Source organism: Streptomyces sp. NPDC096105 (genome assembly GCF_044763335.1).
Classification (GTDB): domain Bacteria; phylum Actinomycetota; class Actinomycetes; order Streptomycetales; family Streptomycetaceae; genus Streptomyces.
Genome location: NZ_JBIWGC010000001.1, coordinates 453,178 through 473,399, shown reverse-complemented (window position 1 = coordinate 473,399; position 20,222 = coordinate 453,178). Strand labels below are relative to the sequence as shown.

Annotated in this window: 17 protein-coding genes, 1 pseudogene and 1 riboswitch; of the genes and pseudogenes, 6 read left to right on the top strand and 12 right to left on the bottom strand. The window is 75.0% G+C overall.

Annotated features, from left to right (window positions below; all coding sequences use genetic code 11):
* Nucleotides 1-92 precede the first annotated feature (92 nt).
* The gene (locus ACIQ8B_RS02065; RefSeq protein WP_403544770.1) at nt 93-2,192 is read left to right on the top strand and encodes a DHA2 family efflux MFS transporter permease subunit; all 2,100 of its coding nucleotides are present in this window, start codon (nt 93-95) and stop codon (nt 2,190-2,192) included.
* Between the two features lie 21 nt (nt 2,193-2,213).
* Here ACIQ8B_RS02065 and ACIQ8B_RS02060 read toward each other — a convergent pair whose 3' ends face one another.
* Nucleotides 2,214-2,708 (bottom strand): GNAT family N-acetyltransferase, encoded by a 495-nt coding sequence (locus ACIQ8B_RS02060; RefSeq protein ID WP_403544577.1) that lies wholly within the window; start codon nt 2,706-2,708, stop codon nt 2,214-2,216.
* 177 nt (nt 2,709-2,885) lie between these two features.
* Here ACIQ8B_RS02060 and ACIQ8B_RS02055 point away from each other — a divergent pair, with 177 nt between their 5' ends.
* On the top strand, nt 2,886-3,560 hold the full coding sequence (locus ACIQ8B_RS02055) for a hypothetical protein (RefSeq protein ID WP_403544575.1): 675 nt from the start codon (nt 2,886-2,888) through the stop codon (nt 3,558-3,560).
* A gap of 5 nt (nt 3,561-3,565) precedes the next feature.
* Nucleotides 3,566-4,414 (top strand): hypothetical protein, encoded by an 849-nt coding sequence (locus ACIQ8B_RS02050; protein ID WP_403544573.1) that lies wholly within the window; start codon nt 3,566-3,568, stop codon nt 4,412-4,414.
* Here ACIQ8B_RS02050 and ACIQ8B_RS02045 read toward each other — a convergent pair.
* Nucleotides 4,403-4,843 (bottom strand): DUF1992 domain-containing protein, encoded by a 441-nt coding sequence (locus ACIQ8B_RS02045; protein WP_106414427.1) that lies wholly within the window; start codon nt 4,841-4,843, stop codon nt 4,403-4,405. The genes ACIQ8B_RS02050 and ACIQ8B_RS02045 overlap by 12 nt on opposite strands.
* 103 nt (nt 4,844-4,946) lie before the next feature.
* Between ACIQ8B_RS02045 and ACIQ8B_RS02040 the strand changes: the two genes are divergently transcribed.
* Nucleotides 4,947-5,339 carry a hypothetical protein gene (locus ACIQ8B_RS02040; protein WP_290004761.1) on the top strand — a complete coding sequence of 131 codons (393 nt, stop codon included), beginning with the start codon at nt 4,947-4,949 and terminating at the stop codon, nt 5,337-5,339.
* A gap of 30 nt (nt 5,340-5,369) precedes the next feature.
* Here ACIQ8B_RS02040 and ACIQ8B_RS02035 read toward each other — a convergent pair.
* A pseudogene (locus ACIQ8B_RS02035) lies at nt 5,370-6,039 on the bottom strand (O-methyltransferase); the annotation flags it as partial.
* 80 nt (nt 6,040-6,119) lie between these two features.
* The gene (locus ACIQ8B_RS02030) at nt 6,120-7,523 is read right to left on the bottom strand and encodes an MFS transporter (RefSeq protein WP_403544571.1); all 1,404 of its coding nucleotides are present in this window, start codon (nt 7,521-7,523) and stop codon (nt 6,120-6,122) included.
* Nucleotides 7,524-7,913: 390 nt separating this feature from the next.
* Here ACIQ8B_RS02030 and ACIQ8B_RS02025 point away from each other — a divergent pair, with 390 nt between their 5' ends.
* Complete coding sequence (locus tag ACIQ8B_RS02025) at nt 7,914-10,007, top strand: phosphatase PAP2 family protein (protein WP_403544569.1); 2,094 nt, start codon at nt 7,914-7,916, stop codon at nt 10,005-10,007.
* Here the strand turns inward: ACIQ8B_RS02025 and ACIQ8B_RS02020 are convergent.
* Nucleotides 9,961-11,598, bottom strand: coding sequence for a hypothetical protein (locus tag ACIQ8B_RS02020; protein WP_403544567.1), 1,638 nt, complete (start codon nt 11,596-11,598; stop codon nt 9,961-9,963). The genes ACIQ8B_RS02025 and ACIQ8B_RS02020 overlap by 47 nt on opposite strands.
* Nucleotides 11,599-11,798: 200 nt before the next feature.
* Here ACIQ8B_RS02020 and ACIQ8B_RS02015 point away from each other — a divergent pair, with 200 nt between their 5' ends.
* The gene (locus tag ACIQ8B_RS02015) at nt 11,799-12,548 is read left to right on the top strand and encodes a hypothetical protein (RefSeq protein ID WP_403544565.1); all 750 of its coding nucleotides are present in this window, start codon (nt 11,799-11,801) and stop codon (nt 12,546-12,548) included.
* Here the strand turns inward: ACIQ8B_RS02015 and ACIQ8B_RS02010 are convergent.
* The 7 genes from ACIQ8B_RS02010 to ACIQ8B_RS01980 form a co-directional block, all read right to left on the bottom strand.
* Nucleotides 12,463-12,891 carry a transglycosylase SLT domain-containing protein gene (locus ACIQ8B_RS02010; RefSeq protein WP_403544563.1) on the bottom strand — a complete coding sequence of 143 codons (429 nt, stop codon included), beginning with the start codon at nt 12,889-12,891 and terminating at the stop codon, nt 12,463-12,465. The two genes, ACIQ8B_RS02015 and ACIQ8B_RS02010, sit on opposite strands and share 86 nt — an antisense overlap.
* 306 nt (nt 12,892-13,197) lie before the next feature.
* Entirely contained in the window at nt 13,198-14,043 is an 846-nt protein-coding gene (locus tag ACIQ8B_RS02005) for an ECF transporter S component (RefSeq protein ID WP_290004550.1), read from the bottom strand.
* On the bottom strand, nt 14,040-15,704 hold the full coding sequence (locus tag ACIQ8B_RS02000) for an ABC transporter ATP-binding protein (RefSeq protein ID WP_290004549.1): 1,665 nt from the start codon (nt 15,702-15,704) through the stop codon (nt 14,040-14,042). Before ACIQ8B_RS02000 ends, ACIQ8B_RS02005 begins: the two co-directional genes overlap by 4 nt.
* The gene (locus ACIQ8B_RS01995) at nt 15,701-16,885 is read right to left on the bottom strand and encodes an energy-coupling factor transporter transmembrane component T (RefSeq protein WP_403544560.1); all 1,185 of its coding nucleotides are present in this window, start codon (nt 16,883-16,885) and stop codon (nt 15,701-15,703) included. Before ACIQ8B_RS01995 ends, ACIQ8B_RS02000 begins: the two co-directional genes overlap by 4 nt.
* On the bottom strand, nt 16,878-17,537 hold the full coding sequence (locus ACIQ8B_RS01990) for an SCO2322 family protein (RefSeq protein ID WP_403544558.1): 660 nt from the start codon (nt 17,535-17,537) through the stop codon (nt 16,878-16,880). The genes ACIQ8B_RS01995 and ACIQ8B_RS01990 overlap by 8 nt, the downstream gene beginning before the upstream one ends.
* The gene (locus ACIQ8B_RS01985; protein WP_403544557.1) at nt 17,534-18,760 is read right to left on the bottom strand and encodes a prenyltransferase/squalene oxidase repeat-containing protein; all 1,227 of its coding nucleotides are present in this window, start codon (nt 18,758-18,760) and stop codon (nt 17,534-17,536) included. Before ACIQ8B_RS01985 ends, ACIQ8B_RS01990 begins: the two co-directional genes overlap by 4 nt.
* 130 nt (nt 18,761-18,890) lie before the next feature.
* Nucleotides 18,891-18,961, bottom strand: a riboswitch (cobalamin riboswitch).
* A gap of 436 nt (nt 18,962-19,397) precedes the next feature.
* The gene (locus ACIQ8B_RS01980) at nt 19,398-20,048 is read right to left on the bottom strand and encodes a TetR family transcriptional regulator (RefSeq protein WP_403544555.1); all 651 of its coding nucleotides are present in this window, start codon (nt 20,046-20,048) and stop codon (nt 19,398-19,400) included.
* Nucleotides 20,049-20,222: the final 174 nt, after the last annotated feature.

Genomic DNA, 20,222 nt, shown 5'->3' with positions numbered 1-20,222 from the left:
CCCGGAATCAGAACTTCCGGTAGGACTCAACAGGCCATATGCGGTCACTCCGATCACGATGGAGGGTGGAACGAGAACCTCTGGAGGTCTGCATGGCCGGGGACGCGCACCGTTCGGCGTCGGGCAAGGGATCCGCACGACCCGCACGGCCCGCACCGCCGGAGGGTTCGACGGGGACGGGCGGCGCCGGCGAGGACCAGGTGTCCGGCAGCGTCCTGCTGTCGATCGGCGCGCTGCTGCTCGGCCTGCTGCTGGCCGCCCTCGACCAGACGATCGTCTCCACCGCCCTGCCGACCATCGTCAGCGAGCTGGGCGGCCTGGAGCACCTGTCCTGGGTGGTCACCGCCTACCTGCTGGCGTCCACGGCCGCGACCCCGCTGTGGGGCAAGCTCGGCGACCAGTACGGCCGCAAGCGTCTCTTCCAGACCGCCATCGTCATCTTCCTGGTCGGGTCCGTGCTGTGCGGGGTGGCGCAGGACATGCCCCAGCTGATCGGGTTCCGCGCGTTGCAGGGCCTCGGCGGCGGCGGACTGATCGTGCTGTCGATGGCGATCGTCGGCGACCTGGTGCCGCCCCGCGAACGCGGCCGCTACCAAGGCCTGTTCGGGGCGGTGTTCGGCGCGACGAGCGTGCTCGGGCCGCTGCTCGGCGGGCTGTTCACCCAGCATCTGAGCTGGCGCTGGGTGTTCTACATCAACGTGCCCGTCGGGATTGTCGCGCTCGCCGTCATCGCCGCCGTGCTGCACATCCCCCGCCGGTCGGCCAAGCACGTGATCGACTACCTGGGCACCTTCCTCATCGCCTCCGTCGCCACCTGTCTGGTGCTGGTCGCCTCCCTCGGCGGAACCACCTGGGCCTGGGCGTCGCCGCAGATCATCGGACTCGCGGTGCTGGGCGCCGTGCTGATCGTCGCCTTCGTGGCGGCGGAGCGCCGGGCCGCCGAACCGGTGCTGCCGCTCAAGCTGTTCCGCGTGCGGACCTTCACCCTGTCCGCCGTGATCAGCTTCATCGTCGGCTTCGCGATGTTCGGCGCGCTGACCTATCTGCCGACCTTCCTCCAGGTGGTCCACGGCATCAGCCCGACCCTGTCCGGGGTGCACATGCTGCCGATGGTGGCGGGCATGCTGCTGTCCTCCACCGGCTCCGGGCAGATCGTCAGCCGCACCGGCCGCTGGAAGGTGTTCCCGATCGCGGGCACCGCCGTCACCGCCGTCGGACTGCTGCTGCTCCACCAGCTCGACACGCAGAGCTCCACCGCGGTGATGAGCGCGTTCTTCTTCGTCTTCGGCCTCGGCCTCGGCCTGGTCATGCAGGTCCTGGTGCTGATCGTGCAGAACGCCGTCCCCTACGAGGACCTCGGCGTCGCCACCTCCGGGGCGACCTTCTTCCGGTCCATCGGCGCCTCGTTCGGCGTCGCCGTGTTCGGCGCGATCTTCACGGGCCGGCTCGACGACCAGCTCACCGCCGCCCTCCGCGGCGCGGATCTGCCGCCCGGCGTCTCGCCCGGGACGCTGGAGGCCGACCCGCGCGGCATCGGCGCGCTGCCGCCCGCCCTGCGCCCCGCCGCGCTGGACGCCTACTCCACGGCCATCACCGACGTCTTCCTGTACGCCGTGCCGATCGCGCTGCTGGGCTTCGCGCTGGCCTGGTTCCTCAAGGAGGACCCGCTGCGCGCCTCGGTCACCGCGCCCGACGCCTCCGAGACCCTGGCCCCGAACCCGGTGGAGCGCTCCTCGCACGACGAGGTGTGCCGCGCGCTGTCGGTGCTCGCCACCCGCGAGGGGCGCCGGGAGATCTACCGGAGGATCACCGACCGCGCGGGCTACGACCTGCTGCCCGCGTCGAGCTGGCTGCTGCTGCGGATGCGCCGCCACGGCTCGGTGGAACCGGCCCGGCTCGCCGAGCGCAACCCCGTCCCGCTGGACGTCGTCCTGGAGGCGTCGCGGCAGGTCGAGAGCCGGCACCTCGCCGTGCGCCGGGGCATGGACATGGTGCTCACCGACGAGGGCCGCGAGGTGAGCGAACGGCTGGCACGGGCGCGCGAGGAGTCGCTGGCCGAGCTGCTGGGCGACTGGTGGGGGGCGGACCGCCCGACCGACCTGGTGCAGCTCGTGCACGAGCTCAACGACGAGCTGTGCGGCTCCCGTGAGGAACGCCCCCGGGGCGCCCGCGCGGTGACCCCGGCGCGCTGAGGACCCCCTGCCCGCCCGGGCTCAGGCGAGCCGCTTGGCGAACCAGTGCTCGGCGTACGGCTCGTCGTTGTGCGGCCCGGTCTCCGTGTAGCCGAGGCGGGCGTACAGGGCGCGGGCCTCGACCAGGTCGCCGCGGGTGTCCAGGATCATCCGGCGGGCGCCGCGGGCCCGCGCCGCCTCCTCGGCGGCCCGCACCAGCAGCGCCGCACCGCCCCGGCCGCGCATCCGCTCGTGCAGGAACACCCGGGTCAGCTCGGCGGCCGTGCCGTCCGGTGACAGCCGGATCCCGGCGCTGCCCGCCGGCGCGCCCGCGTACCGCGCGATCAGCAGCAGCCCGCGCGGCGGGACGAGGTCGGCGCCCGACGCGGCGGCGATCTCCCGCTCCAGCTCGTCCGGGTCGGTCCGGCGCCCCTCGTGCCGCAGGTACCAGCGGTCGCTGACCTCCGTGTAGTACGCCCGCCAGAGCGCGAGGGCGGCGGGCGAGTCGGGGCGTTCCGGGGCGACGGTCCAGGTCATGGCGGCATTGTCGGTCCCCGGCAGGGCGTCCGCGCAAGCGGGTCGGGGCGGCGGGGGACGCCGGTGGCGGGGGCGGGCGTCTGCGCCGCGCAGTTTGTGCGCGGTGCATCGGGCAACCCGATGGGCGAACCGGCTCGCGAGGAGTGCCGGTTGGGACGAGAACCCCCGGAAGGCATCATGTCCACTGGCCTGATCATTGCGTTGATCGTGATTGTCGCGGTCGTTGTCGCCGTCGCGGCCGTCCTGACCCTGCGCGCACGCGGCCCGCGACACGGAGCGAACCTCAAGCGGCGCTTCGGTCCCGAGTACGAGCGTGCCGTCGCACGGCACGACGGGGACACCAGGGCCGCCGAGCGGGAGCTGGCCGAGCGCGTGGAGCGCCACGGCTCCCTCCAGGTACGGCCGCTGGAGCCGGCCGAGCGTGAGCGCTACGAGGCGCGCTGGACGGCCGCGCAGGAGCGGTTCGTCGACGCTCCGCGCGAGGCGGTCGTCGAGGCGGACCGGCTGATCGCCGAACTCGCCGGCACGCGCGGCTTCCCCGCCGGCGAGCAGTACGAGGAGCAGGTCGCCGCGCTGTCCGTGCACCACGCCCACCACGTCGAGGGCTACCGCCGCGTGCACCGCGTCGCGCGGGCCCACCCGGACGGCGCGCACGACGGCAGCGCCGGCACGGAGGAGATGCGCGAGGCGATGGTCGAGGCGCGGGCGCTGTTCGAGGAACTGGTCCGGCCGTCACGGCACGACGGCGCACGCCGTGGCGTCGCCGGCGGCCGTGCCGCCGCCCCCGCCACCCACCGCGGCGAGCAGCGCACCCCGTCGCTGCTGCACCGCCGCCAGGCGAAGGAGAGCTGATCGTCATGCCCGACGCACCCCGTCACACCCAGGACACCTGGATCCCCCGGGGTCCGGGGGCCGCCCCGGACGCCCCGGCCACCGGCCCCGCTTCCGCGGACCCCGGCCACGAGGCGGCCACGCCCGACCGCAAGACGGACGCCGCCCGTACGGGGGACACCTTCCCGCGCCGTGGGGGCGCGGACTCCACCGCCGGCCTCGGCGGGACGGACGCCCCGTACGGCACGGACACCTTCCCGGGAGGCACGGACACCACTCACCGTCCCGGCGGCACGGAGACCTCTCACCGTCCCGGCGGCACGGAGACCGGTTCCGCCGGGCCCCGGAGCCCGCTGGTCGCCGCCCACCCGCAGACCGGCGCCGGCACGCACGGCACCGCACCCGGCACGACCGGCCGCACCGCCGTGCCCGGCCCGGACGGCGCCGGCGCCCACACGGCCGGCGCCGGACCGGACGGCACCGGACCGGACGGCACCGGACCGGACGGCACCGGCGACCACGGCTCCGCGCCCGGCGCGAAGGGAGGGTCCGGGCACACCGGTCACCACGGCCCCGACGCCCGTCTGCTCACCGACGACACCTGTGACCGTCTCTCCGCGCGGCTGCGGCAGGCCGTGGCCGGGTTCGTGGACCGGCCGCGGGACGCCGTCGAGGAGGCGGACCTCGTCCTGCACGAGCTCACCGAGCGGCTGACCGACGCGCTCACCGAGCGCCGCCGTGCCCTCGCGCAGAACTGGCGGACGCCCGCCCAGGGCGACCCGAAGGACGGTTCCGCGCCGGCCGCCGACACCGAGCAACTGCGGCTCGCGCTGCGGGACTACCGCGAACTGGCGGAGCGCCTGCTAGCCGTCTGAGCCGTCCCGCCCGCCCTGTCCGTCCGACGCCGCCCGGCGCTCCCGCCACCGGCGTACGACGTCCTCGACGTCGTACGGCTTCTTGCCCAGCGGGGGGCCGGGCGGCGGCTTGAACATCATGTCGCTGATCTTCGCGTTGATCTCCGCGAGGATCTTCCGCACGATCCGCTCGGAGGGGGCCGCGAGCGCCGCCTCCAGCGCGTCCTCGGCCTCCTTGCGCAGGGCCAGCGTCGGCGGCAGCACCGACATGCCCTCGCGGGCCATCTTCCGCTTCACCCACCACAGTTCGTCGTAGGCGCTCTCGACCTCGCGCGGCAGCGGTCTGCCCGCGCCCTCGAGCCGTTCGAACTCCCCGCGCGCGTCGGCGTCGCGGATCTGCTTGTCGACCCAGCTCTCGAAGTCGACGCCGGGTGGCTTCCGCTCGGTCATGAGGCCATTGTGCCGGACGCGGTACGGCCGGGCGTTTTATCATGCGGCGGCGGGCAGCCGATCCGGCCGCTCCGGTCCCCAGGACCTCTCAGGAGGAGCGCACGTGCTCGAACTCACCATGGCCGCGGTGTCCGCGGCGGAAGCGGGCGCGACGGCCGGGATGCTCATGGCCGACGCGCCCAGCGAGCCGGGCACGGTGCTGCGGGTGGGCCGGGACACGTCCCTGTGCCGGCTGACGACGCCCGACGACTGGCTGTTCGTGTCCCGCGTGCACCTGGAGTTCCGGTGCGCGCAGGACGGCGGCTGGCACCTGACCTGGCTGCGCGGCTCGCTGCCGGAGCCGTCGTCCGAGGTGCGGCTGACCGTCGGGGAGCACGCCCGGCCGGTCGCGTACGGCGGGACCGTGCCGCTACCCCGGGGCGGCAGCGGGGAGATCGTGATCCAGGACCGCACCGCCCCGCGCAGCGTCAACGTGGGCTTCTACCACGAGGTGTGAGCCGCGGGGCGTGGGCCGCCCGCCCGCTCGGCCCACCACGCGCGCCAGCGCGAAGCCGTCGTACTCCTTGGCGCCGACCGTCTGCAGCGCTGAGCCGCGGGTGGCTGCCGAACAGGTCCAGGGCGGCCCGGGTGCCCACCACGTCCGGGTCGGTGTTCGCGGGGTCGGCGACCCGGCCGCCGCGCACCACGTTGTCGAGGACGATCAGGCTGCCCGCGGCCGTCAGCCGCAGCGCCCACTCGACGTGGTGCGGGTTGTTCGCCTTGTCGGCGTCGATGAACACCAGGTCGAACGGCGGCGGGTGCTCGTCCGCGAGCTTCGGCAGCGACTCCAGCGCCGGACCGACCCGCACCTCGGCCCGCTCGGCGAGACCGGCGCGGGCGATGTTGCGGAGCGCGACCTCGGCGTGCCGGGGGGCGTGCTCCAGGGTCACCAGCCGTCCGTCGGCGGGCAGGGCGCGGCCCAGCCAGATGGTGCTGTAATAACCGCCGAGCGTGCCGATCTCCAGGACGCGCCGGGCGCCCCGGAGCTGGGCGAGGAGCTGGAGCAGCTTGCCCTGGAGCGGGGAGACGGCGATGGGCGGCAGACCGGCGGCGTCGCTGTCGCGCAGCGCCGCCGCCAGGGCCTCGTCCGGGTCGTCGCCCAGGAGCCGCCCGGTGAGGTAGCCGTCCACCGCGTTCCAGGTCCGCGTCTCGCTCATGCGGGTGTGCCTTCCGTCGGGCCGCCCGGTCCCGCCCGGCCGGATCGGCTGTCGAAGACACGGGGCGCGGCGCCGGGCCGTCAGACCTTTTCCGGGGGTGTCCCGGGCTCGAGCGACGGCGGCGAGCCGGGCAGCGGGCGGCCCGCCGACTCGGCCATGCGCCACACCGCGAACCCGCCGATCACGGCGGCCGCCATCATGTAGTAGGCGGGCATCATCACGTCGCCGGTCGCGCCGATCAGGGCGGTGACCACCAGCGGGGTGGTGCCGCCGAACAGGGACACCGAGACGTTGAAGCCGATGGACAGCGAGCCGTAGCGGACCCGGGTGGGGAACAGCGCGGGCAGCGCGGACGGCATCGCGGCGGTGAAGCAGACCAGCAGCAGGCCGAGCGCGCCCAGGCCGGCGGCGACCGCGAGCAGTCCGCCGTCGCGGATCAGCAGCAGCGCGGGCACGGACAGCACGAGGAACCCGGCGCAGCCGGCCGCGATCACCGGGCGGCGGCCCACCCGGTCGGTCAGCGCGCCCGCGAACGGCTGGACGGCCATCATCAGCACCATCACGCCGAGCACGACGACCAGGCCGTGCGTGGTGTCGTAGCCCAGCTCGCCGGTGAGGTAGCTCGGCATGTACGACAGCAGCATGTAGTCGGTGACGTTGAAGACCAGCACCAGGCCGACGCACAGCAGCAGCGCGCGCCACTGGCCGGTGATCATCTCGCGCAGCGGCACCTTCGGGCGCTCGGTCCCGGCCTTGGCGGCCTCGGCGGCGAAGGCGGGGGTCTCCTCCAGCCGCATGCGCAGGTAGAGGCCGATGACGCCCATCGGTCCGGCGATCAGGAACGGAATGCGCCAGCCCCAGGAGAGCAGGGCGTCCGTGGACAGCAGCGCGGTCATCAGCGTCACCAGGCTCGCGCCGCCGACGTACCCGGCGAGCGTGCCGAACTCCAGCCAGCTGCCGAGGAAGCCGCGCCGTTTGTCGGGGGCGTACTCGGCGATGAAGGTGGAGGCGCCCGCGTACTCGCCGCCGGTGGAGAAGCCCTGCACCAGGCGGGCCGCCAGCAGCAGGATCGGGGCGCCCACGCCGATCGCGGCGTAGGAGGGGATCAGGCCGATGGCGAAGGTGCCCGCGGCCATCATGATCATCGTGAGGGCGAGGACCTTCTGCCGCCCCACGCGGTCGCCGAGCGGGCCGAAGACCATGCCGCCGAGCGGGCGGACCAGGAAGGCCGCGGCGAAGGCGCCGAACGTGGAGAGCAGCTGGGCGGTGGCGTCGCCCGAGGGGAAGAAGACCTTGCCCAGGGTGACGGCGATGTAGCTGTAGACACCGAAGTCGAACCATTCCATCGCGTTGCCGAGCGCGGCCGCCTTCACGGCACGCCTGACGAGCGCGGGGTCGGTGACCGTCGGGGGACCGGCGGAGGGGTCGGACGCCTGTGCCGTGCCGGGGGTGACGGAGCGGGGGGCGACGGGAGCAGTCGACAAGACTTCGCTCGCCTGCCTTTCGTCGGGGACGGGGACGGGTCCGCGCGGCGGCGCTGTCGGGCGGGCCGAAGCAAGTGACGATAGGCGGCGTTTCCCCCGTTACGTACCGTACGGAGATAGATGCATATTGCACGGAAATGTGCTGTGTCCAGGCACGTCGCGGCCGCCGGGGCCGCCGCTCCGCATGGCCGGTTGTGATGCTTCTCGCGTCCCGCCGGGGCAACCTCGTCCCCCTCGGACTATCGTCATCCGGACAAAAGAGAGCGGGCCGTCAGGTGAAGCGGCGGTGTCCGGCGTCCTTGTCGAGGGGTGCGCGCCTCGTAGGCTGCGCACGACGAAGCCCCCGCACGGGACGCGCGGGGCGAAATCGGGGCGGGAGGCCGACGAGGCGTGGCGAATGCGGAACACACTGGGCGACCGGCCGAGGCTTTCGGCGCGACGGCCGTGGGCGGCGCCCGGGCGCGGCTGCGGGCGGCGCGCCTCGGACTGTGGCTGGTCGCCGCCGTCCTCGCGGTGCGCCAGGTCGCCCTCGTCCTCACCACCCCGAGCGGTGAACGCCTGACCGACCTGGAGACCTGGGTGGGCCCCGAGGGCGTGCTGCACGTCAGCGGATCCCTCTACGACTCCACCGAGTTCACCGGCACGCCCTTCGGCGGGCTGGTCCTCAAACCGCTCACCAGATCGGCCGAGCAGACCCTCGGCTGGGGCTGGACCTTCGGCACCCTGCTGCTCGTCGTGGCCCTGGCGCTGGTCGCCGTCCGCGCCCTGCCGCAGCCGGTCGGCCGGCGCACCGCGCTGCTCGCCGCGCCCGTCGCGGTCAGCCTGCTCATGCTGTCCCTCCCGGTGCGCAACACCCTCTGGCTCGGCCAGACCAGCATCATCCCGGTGCTGCTCGTCCTGCTCGGCTGCTTCGTCGCGCACGGGCAGCGGGCCGGCGGCGTCCTCGTCGGCGTCGCGGCGGCCCTCCAGCCGACCCTGCTGCTCTTCGCGCCGCTGCTGTGGCTCACCGGCCGCCGCCAGGCCGCCACCGCGACCGCCGTCACCTTCGCCACGGCCACCGTGCTCGCCTGGGCCGCCATGCCCCAGGACTCCGCCACCTACTGGGTGCACCACCTGGCGGGCGCCGGCCTCGGCGGCCCCGCCGACGCCCTCGCCAACCAGTCCCTGCACGGCGCGCTGCTCCGCCTCGGCCTCGAAGGTCCGCTGGAGATCGCCCTGTTCCTGCTGCTGGGCGCCGCCGTCGTCACCCTCGGACTGAAGCGGGCCGTCCACTACGCCCGCGACGGCCAGCTCCTCCTCGCCGTCGGCATCACCGGGTGCGCCGCCATAGTGGTGTCCCCGACCGCCTGGCAGCACCAGCTGCTCTGGGTGCTGCTCACCGTCGTCGGCCGGGTCGGCACGCGCGCCCGCGACCGGCTGGTGTGGCCCGTCGCCGTCGTCCTGGTGATGACGCTGCCGGCCAAGATGATGCTGCCGAACATGGCGTTCCTGCACCCGCTGCGGGACAACGTGGTGCTGCTCGCCGCGCTGGCCGCCGCCACCGCCGTGCCGTTCCTCAGCCGCACCTCGCCGTACTTCCGCGACCCGGTGCCGACGCCGTACGCCCCGCCGGTGCCGGCCCGGTTCGCCTTCGTGCCGCTGCTGCCGTTCCTGCGGCGGGTGCTGATCCGGCCGAACCTGCTGCTGGAGCTGCTGCTCATCCGCGTCACCTACGCCGGGTACGCCAAGGTGCGGCTCGCCGCGACCGGCGGCAGCAACTCGGCGGGCCGCGCCCGCGCCGAGGAGCACGGCCGGCAGATCCTCGACCTGGAGCGCGTGCTCCACCTGGACATCGAGTACGCGGTCAACCACGCCGTGGTGAAGATCGGCTGGCTGCGGGAGTTCTTCGACTTCTACTACACGTCGTTCCACTTCGCCGTGCCGCTGACCGTGCTCGGCGTGCTCTACTGGCGCCGCCCCGTCCACTACCGCTGGGCGCGCTCCGCCCTCGGCTTCGCCACGCTGCTCGCCCTGGTCGGCTTCTGGCTGTACCCGCTTGCCCCGCCGCGCCTGATGCCGGACCTCGGCATCATCGACACGGTCCACGGCGTGCAGGACTTCTCCCAGCCCGACTACGGCACGCTGACCGCGCTCACCAACCAGTACGCGGCGATGCCGTCGCTGCACTTCGGCTGGTCGCTGTGGTGCGGTCTGGTGATCGCGATCATCGCGCCCAAGGCGTGGATGAAGGCCCTCGGCCTGCTGCACCCGCTGTTCACGGCCGCCGCGATCGTCGCCACCGGCAACCACTGGATCCTGGACGCGGTCGGCGGCGCGGTCGTCGTCGGCGCCGGCTTCGGCCTGACCTACCTGTTCCAGGGCCCGCGCGCCCGCACGGTCACGGCGGCGGCAGAGGCGGAGAAGGCGGAAAAGGAGGAGGAGAAGGAGGAGAAGGAGGTCAGCAGCGGGCCGCCGGCGCCGGAGAAGGACCGTACTCCGAGCTGATCCGGTACTCGCCGGGCGCGGACACGGTGAGCCGGGTGAACTCGCCCGCGCGGGACAGGCATCCGCCGCCGTCCACCCGCAGCCACGGCGAGTACGCGATCCGCACGGTCACCGTGCCGGGCCGCGCCATCCGCAGCACCAGTTCCGCGCCGGAGGTGCGCACCACCGACCCCGGCGCGGACACCAGCGGCACGGCGTCCCGGACCCGGAACACCTGCCAGTGCGCGTCCCGCCAGACCGGCACCAGCCAGTCGGGCCGCCGCTCCCGCACCAGCCGCGCCTCCTCCTCGGCGAACCCGTCGGGCTTGCCGTCGTGCAGCACGACGAACCCGACCGCCCACCGGTCCAGCCACGCCCGGTAGGAGGCGGCGGAGAACGAGCCGTCGTAGAACAGCCGGGCCCGCTCCACGTCGAGCTGCCGGTTCCAGCCCCGCGCGAGGTGCACGTGCGGGGCGAGCGCCACCGCCTCCCGGTGGTTGCGGGCGGGCACCGCCTCCACCCGCGTCCGGTCCGCGCCGAGCGACTCCAGGGCCCGGACGACGCCGTCCGTCTGCGCCGCCCAGGCCGGGACGTCCGTCGACACCTTCAGGTCGTCGACGGTCTTCTTGCCGGTCCACCCGGCGGAGAACACCAGCGCGGCCACCAGCAGGGCGCGCCGCACCGGCCGCAGCCGCGGCTGCGCCAGCAGGGCCGTCAGCAGCGCGACCGGCGCGGCGTACTCGGCGAACCGCTCGACGTTCGTGCCGATGGGGGAGGGGATCAGATACACCAGCACGGTCCCGGCCGCGTAGACGACGCCGCTCCACCGCGCCACCCGCCAGGACGGCGGGGACAGCACCGCGACGGCGATCCCGAGCGTCGCGGGTATCCCTATGCGGCCCGCGGGCATCAACTGCTCGCCCTGGAAAGGGAACAGCAGACTGGTCGCGCCCACGACCAGGGCGGGCGGGACGAGCAGGGCGGCGGCGGGACCCGGCCGCCGCACCAGCGCGTACCCGGCGCCGACCACGGCGAGGAACAGGCCCGCGACCGGGGACGCCATGGTGGCGAGGGCGGCGTGGGAACCGGCGAGGACGAGACGTTTCCGCCCGGTGAGGCACAGACACGCGGCGAGCCCGAAGGCCACCCCGAGGGCGAACGTGGTGCGCCCCGAGGCCACGTTGCCCCACAGGCCGAGCGCCGCGAGCAGCGCGGGAGCGAGCGGCCGGCGCGGCAGCACGCGTCCGATCAGCACCGCCGCGATCCAGGTGGCGGCCGCCCCGGACGCCACGGTGAGCGCCCGCACCCCGACGGCCGCCATCAAGTACGGCGATATCAGGCTGTAGTTGGCGGTGTGCATGCCGCCGTACCAGAAGAGGTTGTACGCCGAGGTGCCGTGCCGCGCGGCGAACCCCGCCCACGCGTCCTGGGCGGCGAGGTCACCGCCGCCGGTGGCCAGCACGGCCCACCACAGCGCGTACAGCGGCAGCACGGGCAGCGTGGCCAGGAGCGGTACGCGATGACGCCGGCAGAAGGCGCGGAGGGGTGACCTCCGCGGCGGAACCGTGTCCGGGCGCTGGATCAGGGCGAGGTCGGCAGAGGGCACGATCATGAAGACGTCATACTCCGTACCGGCGTTCACTCCGTAGGGGGGTCCCGTCACCTGTCGTTGACGGGTGGGATGCTCCTCGGACGACGGATCGACCGGAGACCTTCCTCGCCCGTCTGCGGACCGCGGCCGTCGGCGTCCTCGAACGCTTCCCCGCCGGGGCGAGACCCGGGATCCACGCCCTGTCCTTCCGCGTCTGGCGGGTGGACGACGACGACCGCCGCCCTTACGTGGCCATCGGGTGCACCGCCGAGAGCCGGTACGAGCGGGAGCGCGGCCCGGACGACGACGGCGAGGCGCGCTGGAACTACGCCTCCTGGCCGCTCGAGGACTTCGAGAGGCCCGGCAACGTCCCCGAGGACCCGGTCGGCAGCCAGGAGTACGTCGAGGAGGCGCGGCGCCCCGGCGCCTGGTACGACGGCGAGTCCGACCTGGACCGGGTGCTGGACGACGAGGACGTGGCCGCCCGGGCCCGCCTGCCGCGCGCGCACTTCCGCGACGCCGTGATCGACCTGGCCCGGCACCCGCGCGCCGACGGGGTGATCGAGCGCGTCCTCGGCCGGCCGCTGCCGGTCGTCGTCTTCGGCATGGCACGCCCCGGCTGGGAGGTGCACGCCACCGAGGCCGCCGACCCGCCCGCGCTCGTCGAGGACTTCATGGCGTGGCTGCGGGCGGCCGGGGAGATCCAGCCGTACCGCCCTGCGGGACCGGGGACGCCGGCGGCCGTCCGCACCGCGCCGGGGGGCCTCGGCGAGCGGCCCCCGCTCGTCCCGGGCCGGACGCAGGCGCTGGGCCGGACACGGGCGAAGGCGGCGGCCCCGGGGATCGGGGGGTCGCCGCCTTCGGTACGGGGGGTGGCCGGGACGATCAGTACCAGTGGTTGGCCTGCCAGAAGGACCAGGCGTCACAGGCGCTGCCGTAGCGGTCCTTCATGTAGTCCAGGCCCCACTTGATCTGGGTGGCCGGGTTGGTCCTCCAGTCGGAGCCGGCCGAGGCCATCTTGGAGGCCGGGAGCGCCTGGACCAGGCCGTAGGCGCCGCTGGAGGCGTTGGTGGCCTGCGGGTTCCAGCTGCTCTCGTGCGACACGATGTTCGAGAAGCACTGGAACTCGGCCGAGTTGCCGATCATCTTCTTCGCGGTCGCCTGGGCCGAGGCGGCCGAGGCGGGCGCCGCCGTGGTCGCGGCCTGCGCGGGCGCGGCGGCGATCAGCGTGCCGCACGTGGCGGCCGTCAGGGCGGCACCGGCGAGGGCCTTCTTCGGAGTGGCGACGGAGCGGAGGAGGGAAGCGGCGGACACAGGCGGCCTTTCGGTCGGAAGCGGGGGAGTCGCGGCCTCGCCGAGAGGCGGGGCACGCAGCGGCGCCGCGCCCCGTGGGGACGTCGGCGCCCGGCGACCGCTCCACAGAAACAAATCCGGCGTTTGCCCGCAAAGGTCCCTTTTACTACCCGCGGTCGGAGGGAAGCGGGCGCAGGTGCCCGCCAGGTCCCGTTTCGGGCGGGCCGGCATCGAGTGACCCCGCCGCGCGTCTACGGTGTCCCTTCGTATGTGACCCGGGTCATGTGGGGTGCTTCACCGGCTCGCGTGCGCGGTGCGCACGAACGCCTACCGAGGGGTGTCGCCGAATGTGACCGGCGCCTCGAAAGCGGCCCTGCGCGTGGCGCGGCGCAGCGCCCTCAGCACCGCCGCCCCGGCGGTGAGCGTCAGCACCACCGTGACGACGGCCCGCCCCAGGTCCCAGCCCAGGGAGGTGGCCAGGCAGTACGCGACGAAGCGGGCCAGATTGGCGGCCACCGGGTCGTCGCCGTCGAAGGCGATGCCCGAGGCCAGCGCCGACATGAAGGGCCAGCCCGCCATGTTCATCACGGTGCCGTAGGCGAAGGCGGCCAGGAAGCCGTACACGGCGAGCATCCAGACCTCCGCGCGCCCGCGCAGCCGGTCGGGGCCCGGCAGGAGGCCCGCGCCCATGGTGAACCAGCCCATCGCCAGCATCTGGAACGGCATCCAGGGGCCCACCCCGCCGGTGAGCAGCGCGGACGCGAACATCGTGACCGAGCCCAGGGCGAAGCCGAAACCCGGTCCGAGGACCCGGCCGCTGAGCACCATCAGGAAGAACATGGGCTCCAGCCCGGCCGTGCCCGCGCCGATGGGGCGCAGGGCCGCGCCCGCCGCCGCGAGGACGCCGAGCATCGCCACCGCCTTCGCGCCCAGGCTCGACTCCGACAGGGCCGACGCCACCACGGCGACCAGCAGGACGAGCAGCCCGGCGAACAGCCACGGCGCGTCGGAGGCGTGCGCGTTCACCGCCGACTCGGGCGGGGCGAGGAACGGCCAGCCGAACCCGGCCACGCCCACCGCGCTCACCAGGGCGAGCGCCAGCCAGGAGCGGGGGCCCAGACGCAGGGCGCGGGCCTGGCGGTCCGCCGGCCGTGCGGGGGTCGGCGTGCTCATCGCTCCAGCGCCTCCTTCACCTGGGCGACCGTGAGCCAGGGCTGCGGCGCCAGGATCTTCGCCACCTGCGGGGCGAACGCCGGTGACGCCACGACCACCTCCGCCGACGGGCCGTCGGCGATGACCTCGCCCTCGGCGAGCAGCACCACCCGGTGCGCCAGTTCCGCCGCCAGCTCCACGTCGTGCGTCGCCATGACGATGGCGTGGCCCTCGGCGGCCAGCCCGCGCAGGATCGCCGTCAGCCGGGCCTTCGCCGCGTAGTCCAGGCCGCGGGTCGGCTCGTCGAGCAGCAGCAGGGGCGGCCGTGCGGTCAGCACCACCGCGAGGGCGAGGGTGAGCCGCTGGCCCTCGGACAGGTCGCGGGGGTGGATGTCGTCGGCCACCGACGGCAGCAGCTCGGTGAGCAGCGCGCGGCAGGTGCCGGGCTCCGCTTCCGCGTCCCGGTCGGCGGCCGCGCACTCCGCCGCCACCGTGTCCGCGTACAGCAGGTCCCGGGGCTCCTGGGGGACCAGGCCGACCTTGCGGACCAGGTCGCGGGGGCGGGTGCGGTGCGGGACCGCGCCGCCGGTGCGGACCGACCCGGAGGACGGGGGGACCAGCCCCACCAGCGCGCCGAGCAGCGTCGACTTGCCCGCGCCGTTGCGGCCCATGAGCGCGATCGTCTCGCCGGGCGACACCGTGAGGTCCACGTGGGTCAGCGCCCGCACGCGGTCGCGGCGGACGGCGAGGGACCGTACCTCCGCCACCGGCTCGGGGGCGTCGGCGTTCTCCTTCCTCGCGCGTCCGAAGCGGCGCTTCACCGGGGACGCGGGCCGCGGCGGGGCGGTGTCCCGCCCGGGCCGCTCCCCCTCCAGGCGCTCGCGCAGCGGCGCGGCCCCGCGGCGGGCGTCGCGGACCGTCAGGGGCAGCGGGGACCAGCCGGCCAGGCGCCCCAGCTCGACCACCGGCGGGCAGACCGGGGAGACCGCCATGACCTCCGCCGGAGCGCCCATCCACGGGCGCTCGCCGGGGCCCGGCAGCAGCACGACCTGGTCGGCGTACTGGACGACCCGCTCCAGGCGGTGCTCGGCCATCAGGATCGTGGTGCCGAGGTCGTGCACCAGGCGCTGGAGGACCGCCAGGACCTCCTCGGCGGCCGCCGGGTCCAGGGCGGACGTCGGCTCGTCCAGGACCAGCACCTTCGGGTGCGGGGTGAGGACGGAGCCGATGGCCACCCGCTGCTGCTGGCCGCCGGACAGCGTGGAGATCGGGCGGTCCCGCAGGCCGGCCAGGCCCAGCAGGTCCAGGGTCTCCTCGACCCGGCGGCGCATCACGTCCGGCGGCAGGCCCAGCGACTCCATGCCGTAGGCGAGTTCGTCCTCCACGGTGTCCGTCACGAAGTGGGACAGCGGGTCCTGGCCCACCGTGCCCACCACGTCGGCGAGTTCGCGCGGCTTGTGGGTGCGGGTGTCGCGGCCCGCGACCGTGACCCGGCCGTGCAGGGTGCCGCCGGTGAAGTGCGGCACCAGTCCGCTGACCGCGCCCAGCAGCGTCGACTTGCCGACGCCGGACGGGCCCACCACCAGGACCAGTTCGCCCTCGGGGACCTCCAGGTCGACGTCCCGCACGGAGGGCTTTGCCGCGCCGTCGTAGGTCACCGACACGTTCTCGAAGCGGATCACGTCGTCGGCTCCTCGCGGGGGTCGCGGACCGTCTCGGGGGCGGGGGTGACGAAGGCGGGCAGCAGGCCGACGAGCACGGCCGCCGCCGGCCACAGGGGCAGGGCGGGCGGCTCCAGCGGGACCACACCGGGGTTCAGGCCCCCGGGGTCGAGCGAGCCGGCCAGGAGCAGGAGCGCCGCCGCGGCCGCGCCGGACGCGGTGACCAGCCAGGCGCGGGCGTCCCACGGGTCCGGGCGGTAGCGGGTGCGCAGGGTGCGCCGCCCGCCGAGCCGGAGGCCCGCCAGCGCGGACGCCAGACCGGCGAGCAGCACGGGCAGCCCGTACCTGTCGCCCTCGGCGGTGAGCAGCCCGTACGTCCCGGCGCAGACGCCGAGCAGGCCGCCCAGCGTGAGGGCGGCGGTGGCGCGCCGCACGGCGGGCGGCACCTCGGCGGTACGGCCGTACCCGCGCGCGTCCATCGCGGCGGCCAGGGACACCGAGCGCTCCAGGGCGCCTTCGAGGACCGGAAGCCCCACCTGGACCAGACCGCGCACGCCCTTGTCGGGGCGCCCGCGCAGGCGGCGGGCGGCGCGCAGCCGCCGTACGTCGGCGATCAGGTTCGGCGCGAAGGTCAGCGCCACCACCACGGCCACCCCCAGCTCGTACAGGGCGCCCGGCAGGGACTTCAGCAGGCGGGACGGGCTGGCCAGGGCGTTCGCGGCGCCCACGCAGACGAGCAGCGCGGCCAGCCGCAGCGCGTCGTACAGGGCGAAGACGAGGCCCTCGGCGGTGACCCGGCCGCCCAGGCGGATGCCCTGCGCCCAGCCGGGCAGCGGCACCTCGGGCAGCGTGAACAGGGTGTGGGTGCCGGGGATCGGCGAGCCGAGGACGACCGCGAAGGCGAGCCGCAGCACCAGCACGGCGGCGGCGAGCTTCACGAAGGCGCCGTAGGAGCGGGCCCACGGCGTGTGCGGGCGGCGGACGGCCACGACGTACCCGGAGACGGTGATCAGGAGGGCGAGCAGGAGCGGGTTGGTGGTGCGGGTGGCCGCGGTGCCCAGCGCGAGGGCCCACAGCCACCACGCGCCGGGGTGCAGCTGGGTGCGGCGCGAGCGCGGGACGGGGACGCCGGCGGGCGGCGCCCCCCGCTCCGGGCGCGGCCGGGCGAGGCCCGGACGACCGGAGCCGCGTGACTCACGCACGGCGGCGGACCTGCCAGACGGCCGCGGCGCCCAGCACGACCACCGCCGCCGCACCGGCGATCAGTCCCACCGAGGGCCCGGAGCCGCCGTCGTCCCGCGCGGAGGTCTCCTCCGGGCCGGACGCCGTGCCGGATGCCGGCTCCTTCCCGCCCCCGGCCACCTGCTCGCCGCAGCCCTTCGCCGGGTAGCCCGCGATCGCGCACAGCAGCGCGTTGCTGTCGTAGCGCAGCGGCTCGGCGACCGAGGCCAGCGCCTCCGCCGCCGTGGCGTCCTTCGGCACCTGCGCGCAGGCCGTGCGGCCGGCCGGGGGCCGCTCCCCGGACGGGGCGTCGGCGGGCGTGCCGAAGTCGAGGACCAGCGCCACCCGCTTCGTGCCGTCCTTCGCGGGCGTCCTCGCGCAGATCGCGTCGAAGTCGGCGGTGCCGCGCGGCTTCGCCGCGTCGCCGGAGTCCTCGCTGACCGAGAAGCGGAAGCCCTGGACGTCGCCGTCGGCGGGCCGGGACAGCGACGGCCCCACGGTGGCGTACGTCCACGCCGAGCCGTCCCGCTCCCAGAAGGACCAGTAGCGGTACCCGGCGGCCTGGGCCTGGCCGGCGCCCGCCAGCAGGGGCAGCAGTGCGGCCAGGAAGAGCACGGTGACCCGGCGGGTCACGGTTGCCGCCTCTTGGCGCGGGCGGCGACCAGGAAGCCGGCGCCGGCGGCCGCGGCCAGGCAGACGCCGCCGACGATCCACCACACGACGGACGCGGAGCCCGCCTTCTCCGCGTTCTCCGCGTCCTCCTCGCGCTGGTCCGCCGCCGTGCGCTCCTGCGCCGGGCCGGTGGCCTGGAGCTGCTCCACCAGGTCGGTGCCGCCGAAGGCGCGCGGGTCCGCGCCCGTCGCGTGGGCGGCGAGGATGAGCTGGGCGTAGGCGCCGGGCCCGTTCCGCGCGGCCCAGTCCGCGGCGTTCCTCTCCAGCCAGGCCAGCGACTTCTCCGCCTGCGCCGTGTCGCCCCGCGCGGCGAGCGCGATCACCGCGTCGGCGGTGTTGCCGTAGTCGGGCTGCTTCTCGCCGCCGGGCGTGGCAGCGAGGAGGTGTCCCTTGGCGGCGAGCGCGTCGGTGAGGTGGGCGGCGCCGTTGGCGGCGGCCTGCTCCGGGGTGGTGGCCTTGACGCAGGCGCCGGCCGCGGCGCCGTCGCCCTTGCCGGGCTCGACCAGCAGGCCCTTGCCGAGCGCGCCGAGCACGCCCGCCGCCGTGGCGTCGGCGTTGGCGGCCAGCGAGCCGTCCTTCTCCGGCTGGAAGGCGAACGCGCCCGCGCCCTCGCCCGTGCAGGGCAGCTCCAGGCCGAGCAGCGCGTCGTAGGGGGACTTGCCGCCCTTCCTCACCGCGCCGGGCTCCTCGCCGGCGGCGGCGAGCGCGCCGATGACGACGGACGTGGAGTTGGTGTCGCTGGCGCCGCCCGCGGTGTAGCCCCAGCCGCCGTCCTCGTTCTGCACGGACTTCAGCCAGCCGACGGCCTTCTCCGTGACGGCGTCGTGGCCGCCGAGCGCGGCGAGCGCCTGCACGGCGGCAGCGGTCTGGTTGGTGTCGACCATGGTCTTCGCGTCGCACGCGGCGGACGGGTCGGCCCGGAACGGTGCGAAGGAGCCGTCGGCGCACTGCTGGCCGGTCAGCCAGCCGACGGCGGCCTTCGGCGGCTCGGCGCCGGCCGCGTGCTGGGCGAGCAGGGCGAGCGACTGGCGCCACACCCCGTCGTACTGCGGGTCGGCGTCGCCGTACAGCGCGGACGGCAGCGCGGGCCGGGACGGTGACGGGGACGAGTCGGCTGCGGCCGGTGCGGCGGCGCCGAGGACGGCGACGGCGACCAGCACCGCTGCGCTGCGGCGGACGTTCATGACGGGCGGGTGCCTCTCCCTGAAAAGGGCCGGGCAGCGCGGGACACCCCGGCGGCTCGGCTCCGTATACCTCGACGGTGCCCGTGCGTCGGCGGAGCGCCGGGCACGTGAGCCGGTCACGATCCGTGCGGGGCGTTCCGGCTCACCGTCTCGCGACGGCTCACGGCTGCGGGTCAGCGCCGGATTCGCACCGGCTTCCCCCCGTACGACTGTGATACGACGCGGCCACTCTACCCGCCCGTCGAACGGGCTTCCGGGGTGGCCGCGTGCGCGGGGAGGGGCGGGGACGCGGGGGGTGACCGGGGTCACCCGGGTCGCCGCCCAGGGCGGCGCGTGGCCGGCGCGCGGGCAGGGGCGCCCCCGGCTCTCCGTGCGGCTCCGTCGTTCCCTTTCCAGTCATGCGCATGTCATCCTTCCTCCGGCGGGTCCCGTGGTGCGGGCCGGGTGGGCGTGGTGCGGTGGGGGCGGCGCGGGAGGCGATGAGAAAGTTTCGGGCTCGACTCCGAATGTCTGCGGTGACCGTGCGGAGGGCGGAACGGGTGGTCAACCGTTCACGCACGCCGGACGCCGAGACGGCCGAGCAGTGGCAGGTGAGAGGAGGCGGATGCCGGTACCGGAAGCGCCGTCGAGAATTTCGTCAGGGCTGGCCGGAGGCCGGCGGCGCCGTCAGGTCGATCAGCCGGCACACCGTCTCGATGTCCGCGCTCACCTGCGCGATGGAGGCGCGCCCCGACAGCCAGGTGATCAGCGTCGAGTGCCAGGTGTGGCCGACCACCCGCACGGCCGAGAGCTGCTCGGGCGTCGGGTCGGCCAGGTCCATCGCGTCCAGGATGATCGCCGTCGTCCGCCGGAAGACCTGCTCCACCTCCGCGCTCACGCTGCGGTCCGCGAAGGTCAGCGCCCGCACCATCGCGTCCGCCAGGTGCGGGTCGCGCTGCAGCGCGCGGAACGCCCGCATCAGCGTCCCGGCGACCCGCTCCGCCGCCGTCTCGCCGGCCGGCGGCTTCTTCCGCAGCGTCGCGTGCAGGTGCTCCAGCTGGTCCCGCATCGTGGCCACCAGCAGGTGGATCTTCGACGGGAAGTACCGGTACAACGTGCCGAGCGCCACCTGCGAGGACTCCGCGACCTCGCGCATCTGCACCGCGTCGAAGCCGCCCCGCGAGGCCAGCCGCGCGCACGCCTCGAGGATGCGCCGCCGCCGGGCCTCCTGCCGCTCCGTGAGCGGGGAGGCCGGGTCGGCGCGCCCGGCGTCCGGCGCCGCCTTGGTCCTGTGGGCATCCGCGGGCATGGGGCCGTCCGTGACAGTCGGTGAGGATCGATGATCGGACAGCATGGCACGGCGTCCGCCGTGGCGTGAATCACCTGATCCACCGCTGCCGGCCTCCTTACCTGCCGGTAGATTCGGATCCTCCGAACGATCAACTCTGAAACTTGTTCTAGATCGGCGTCCCGTCGTACTGTC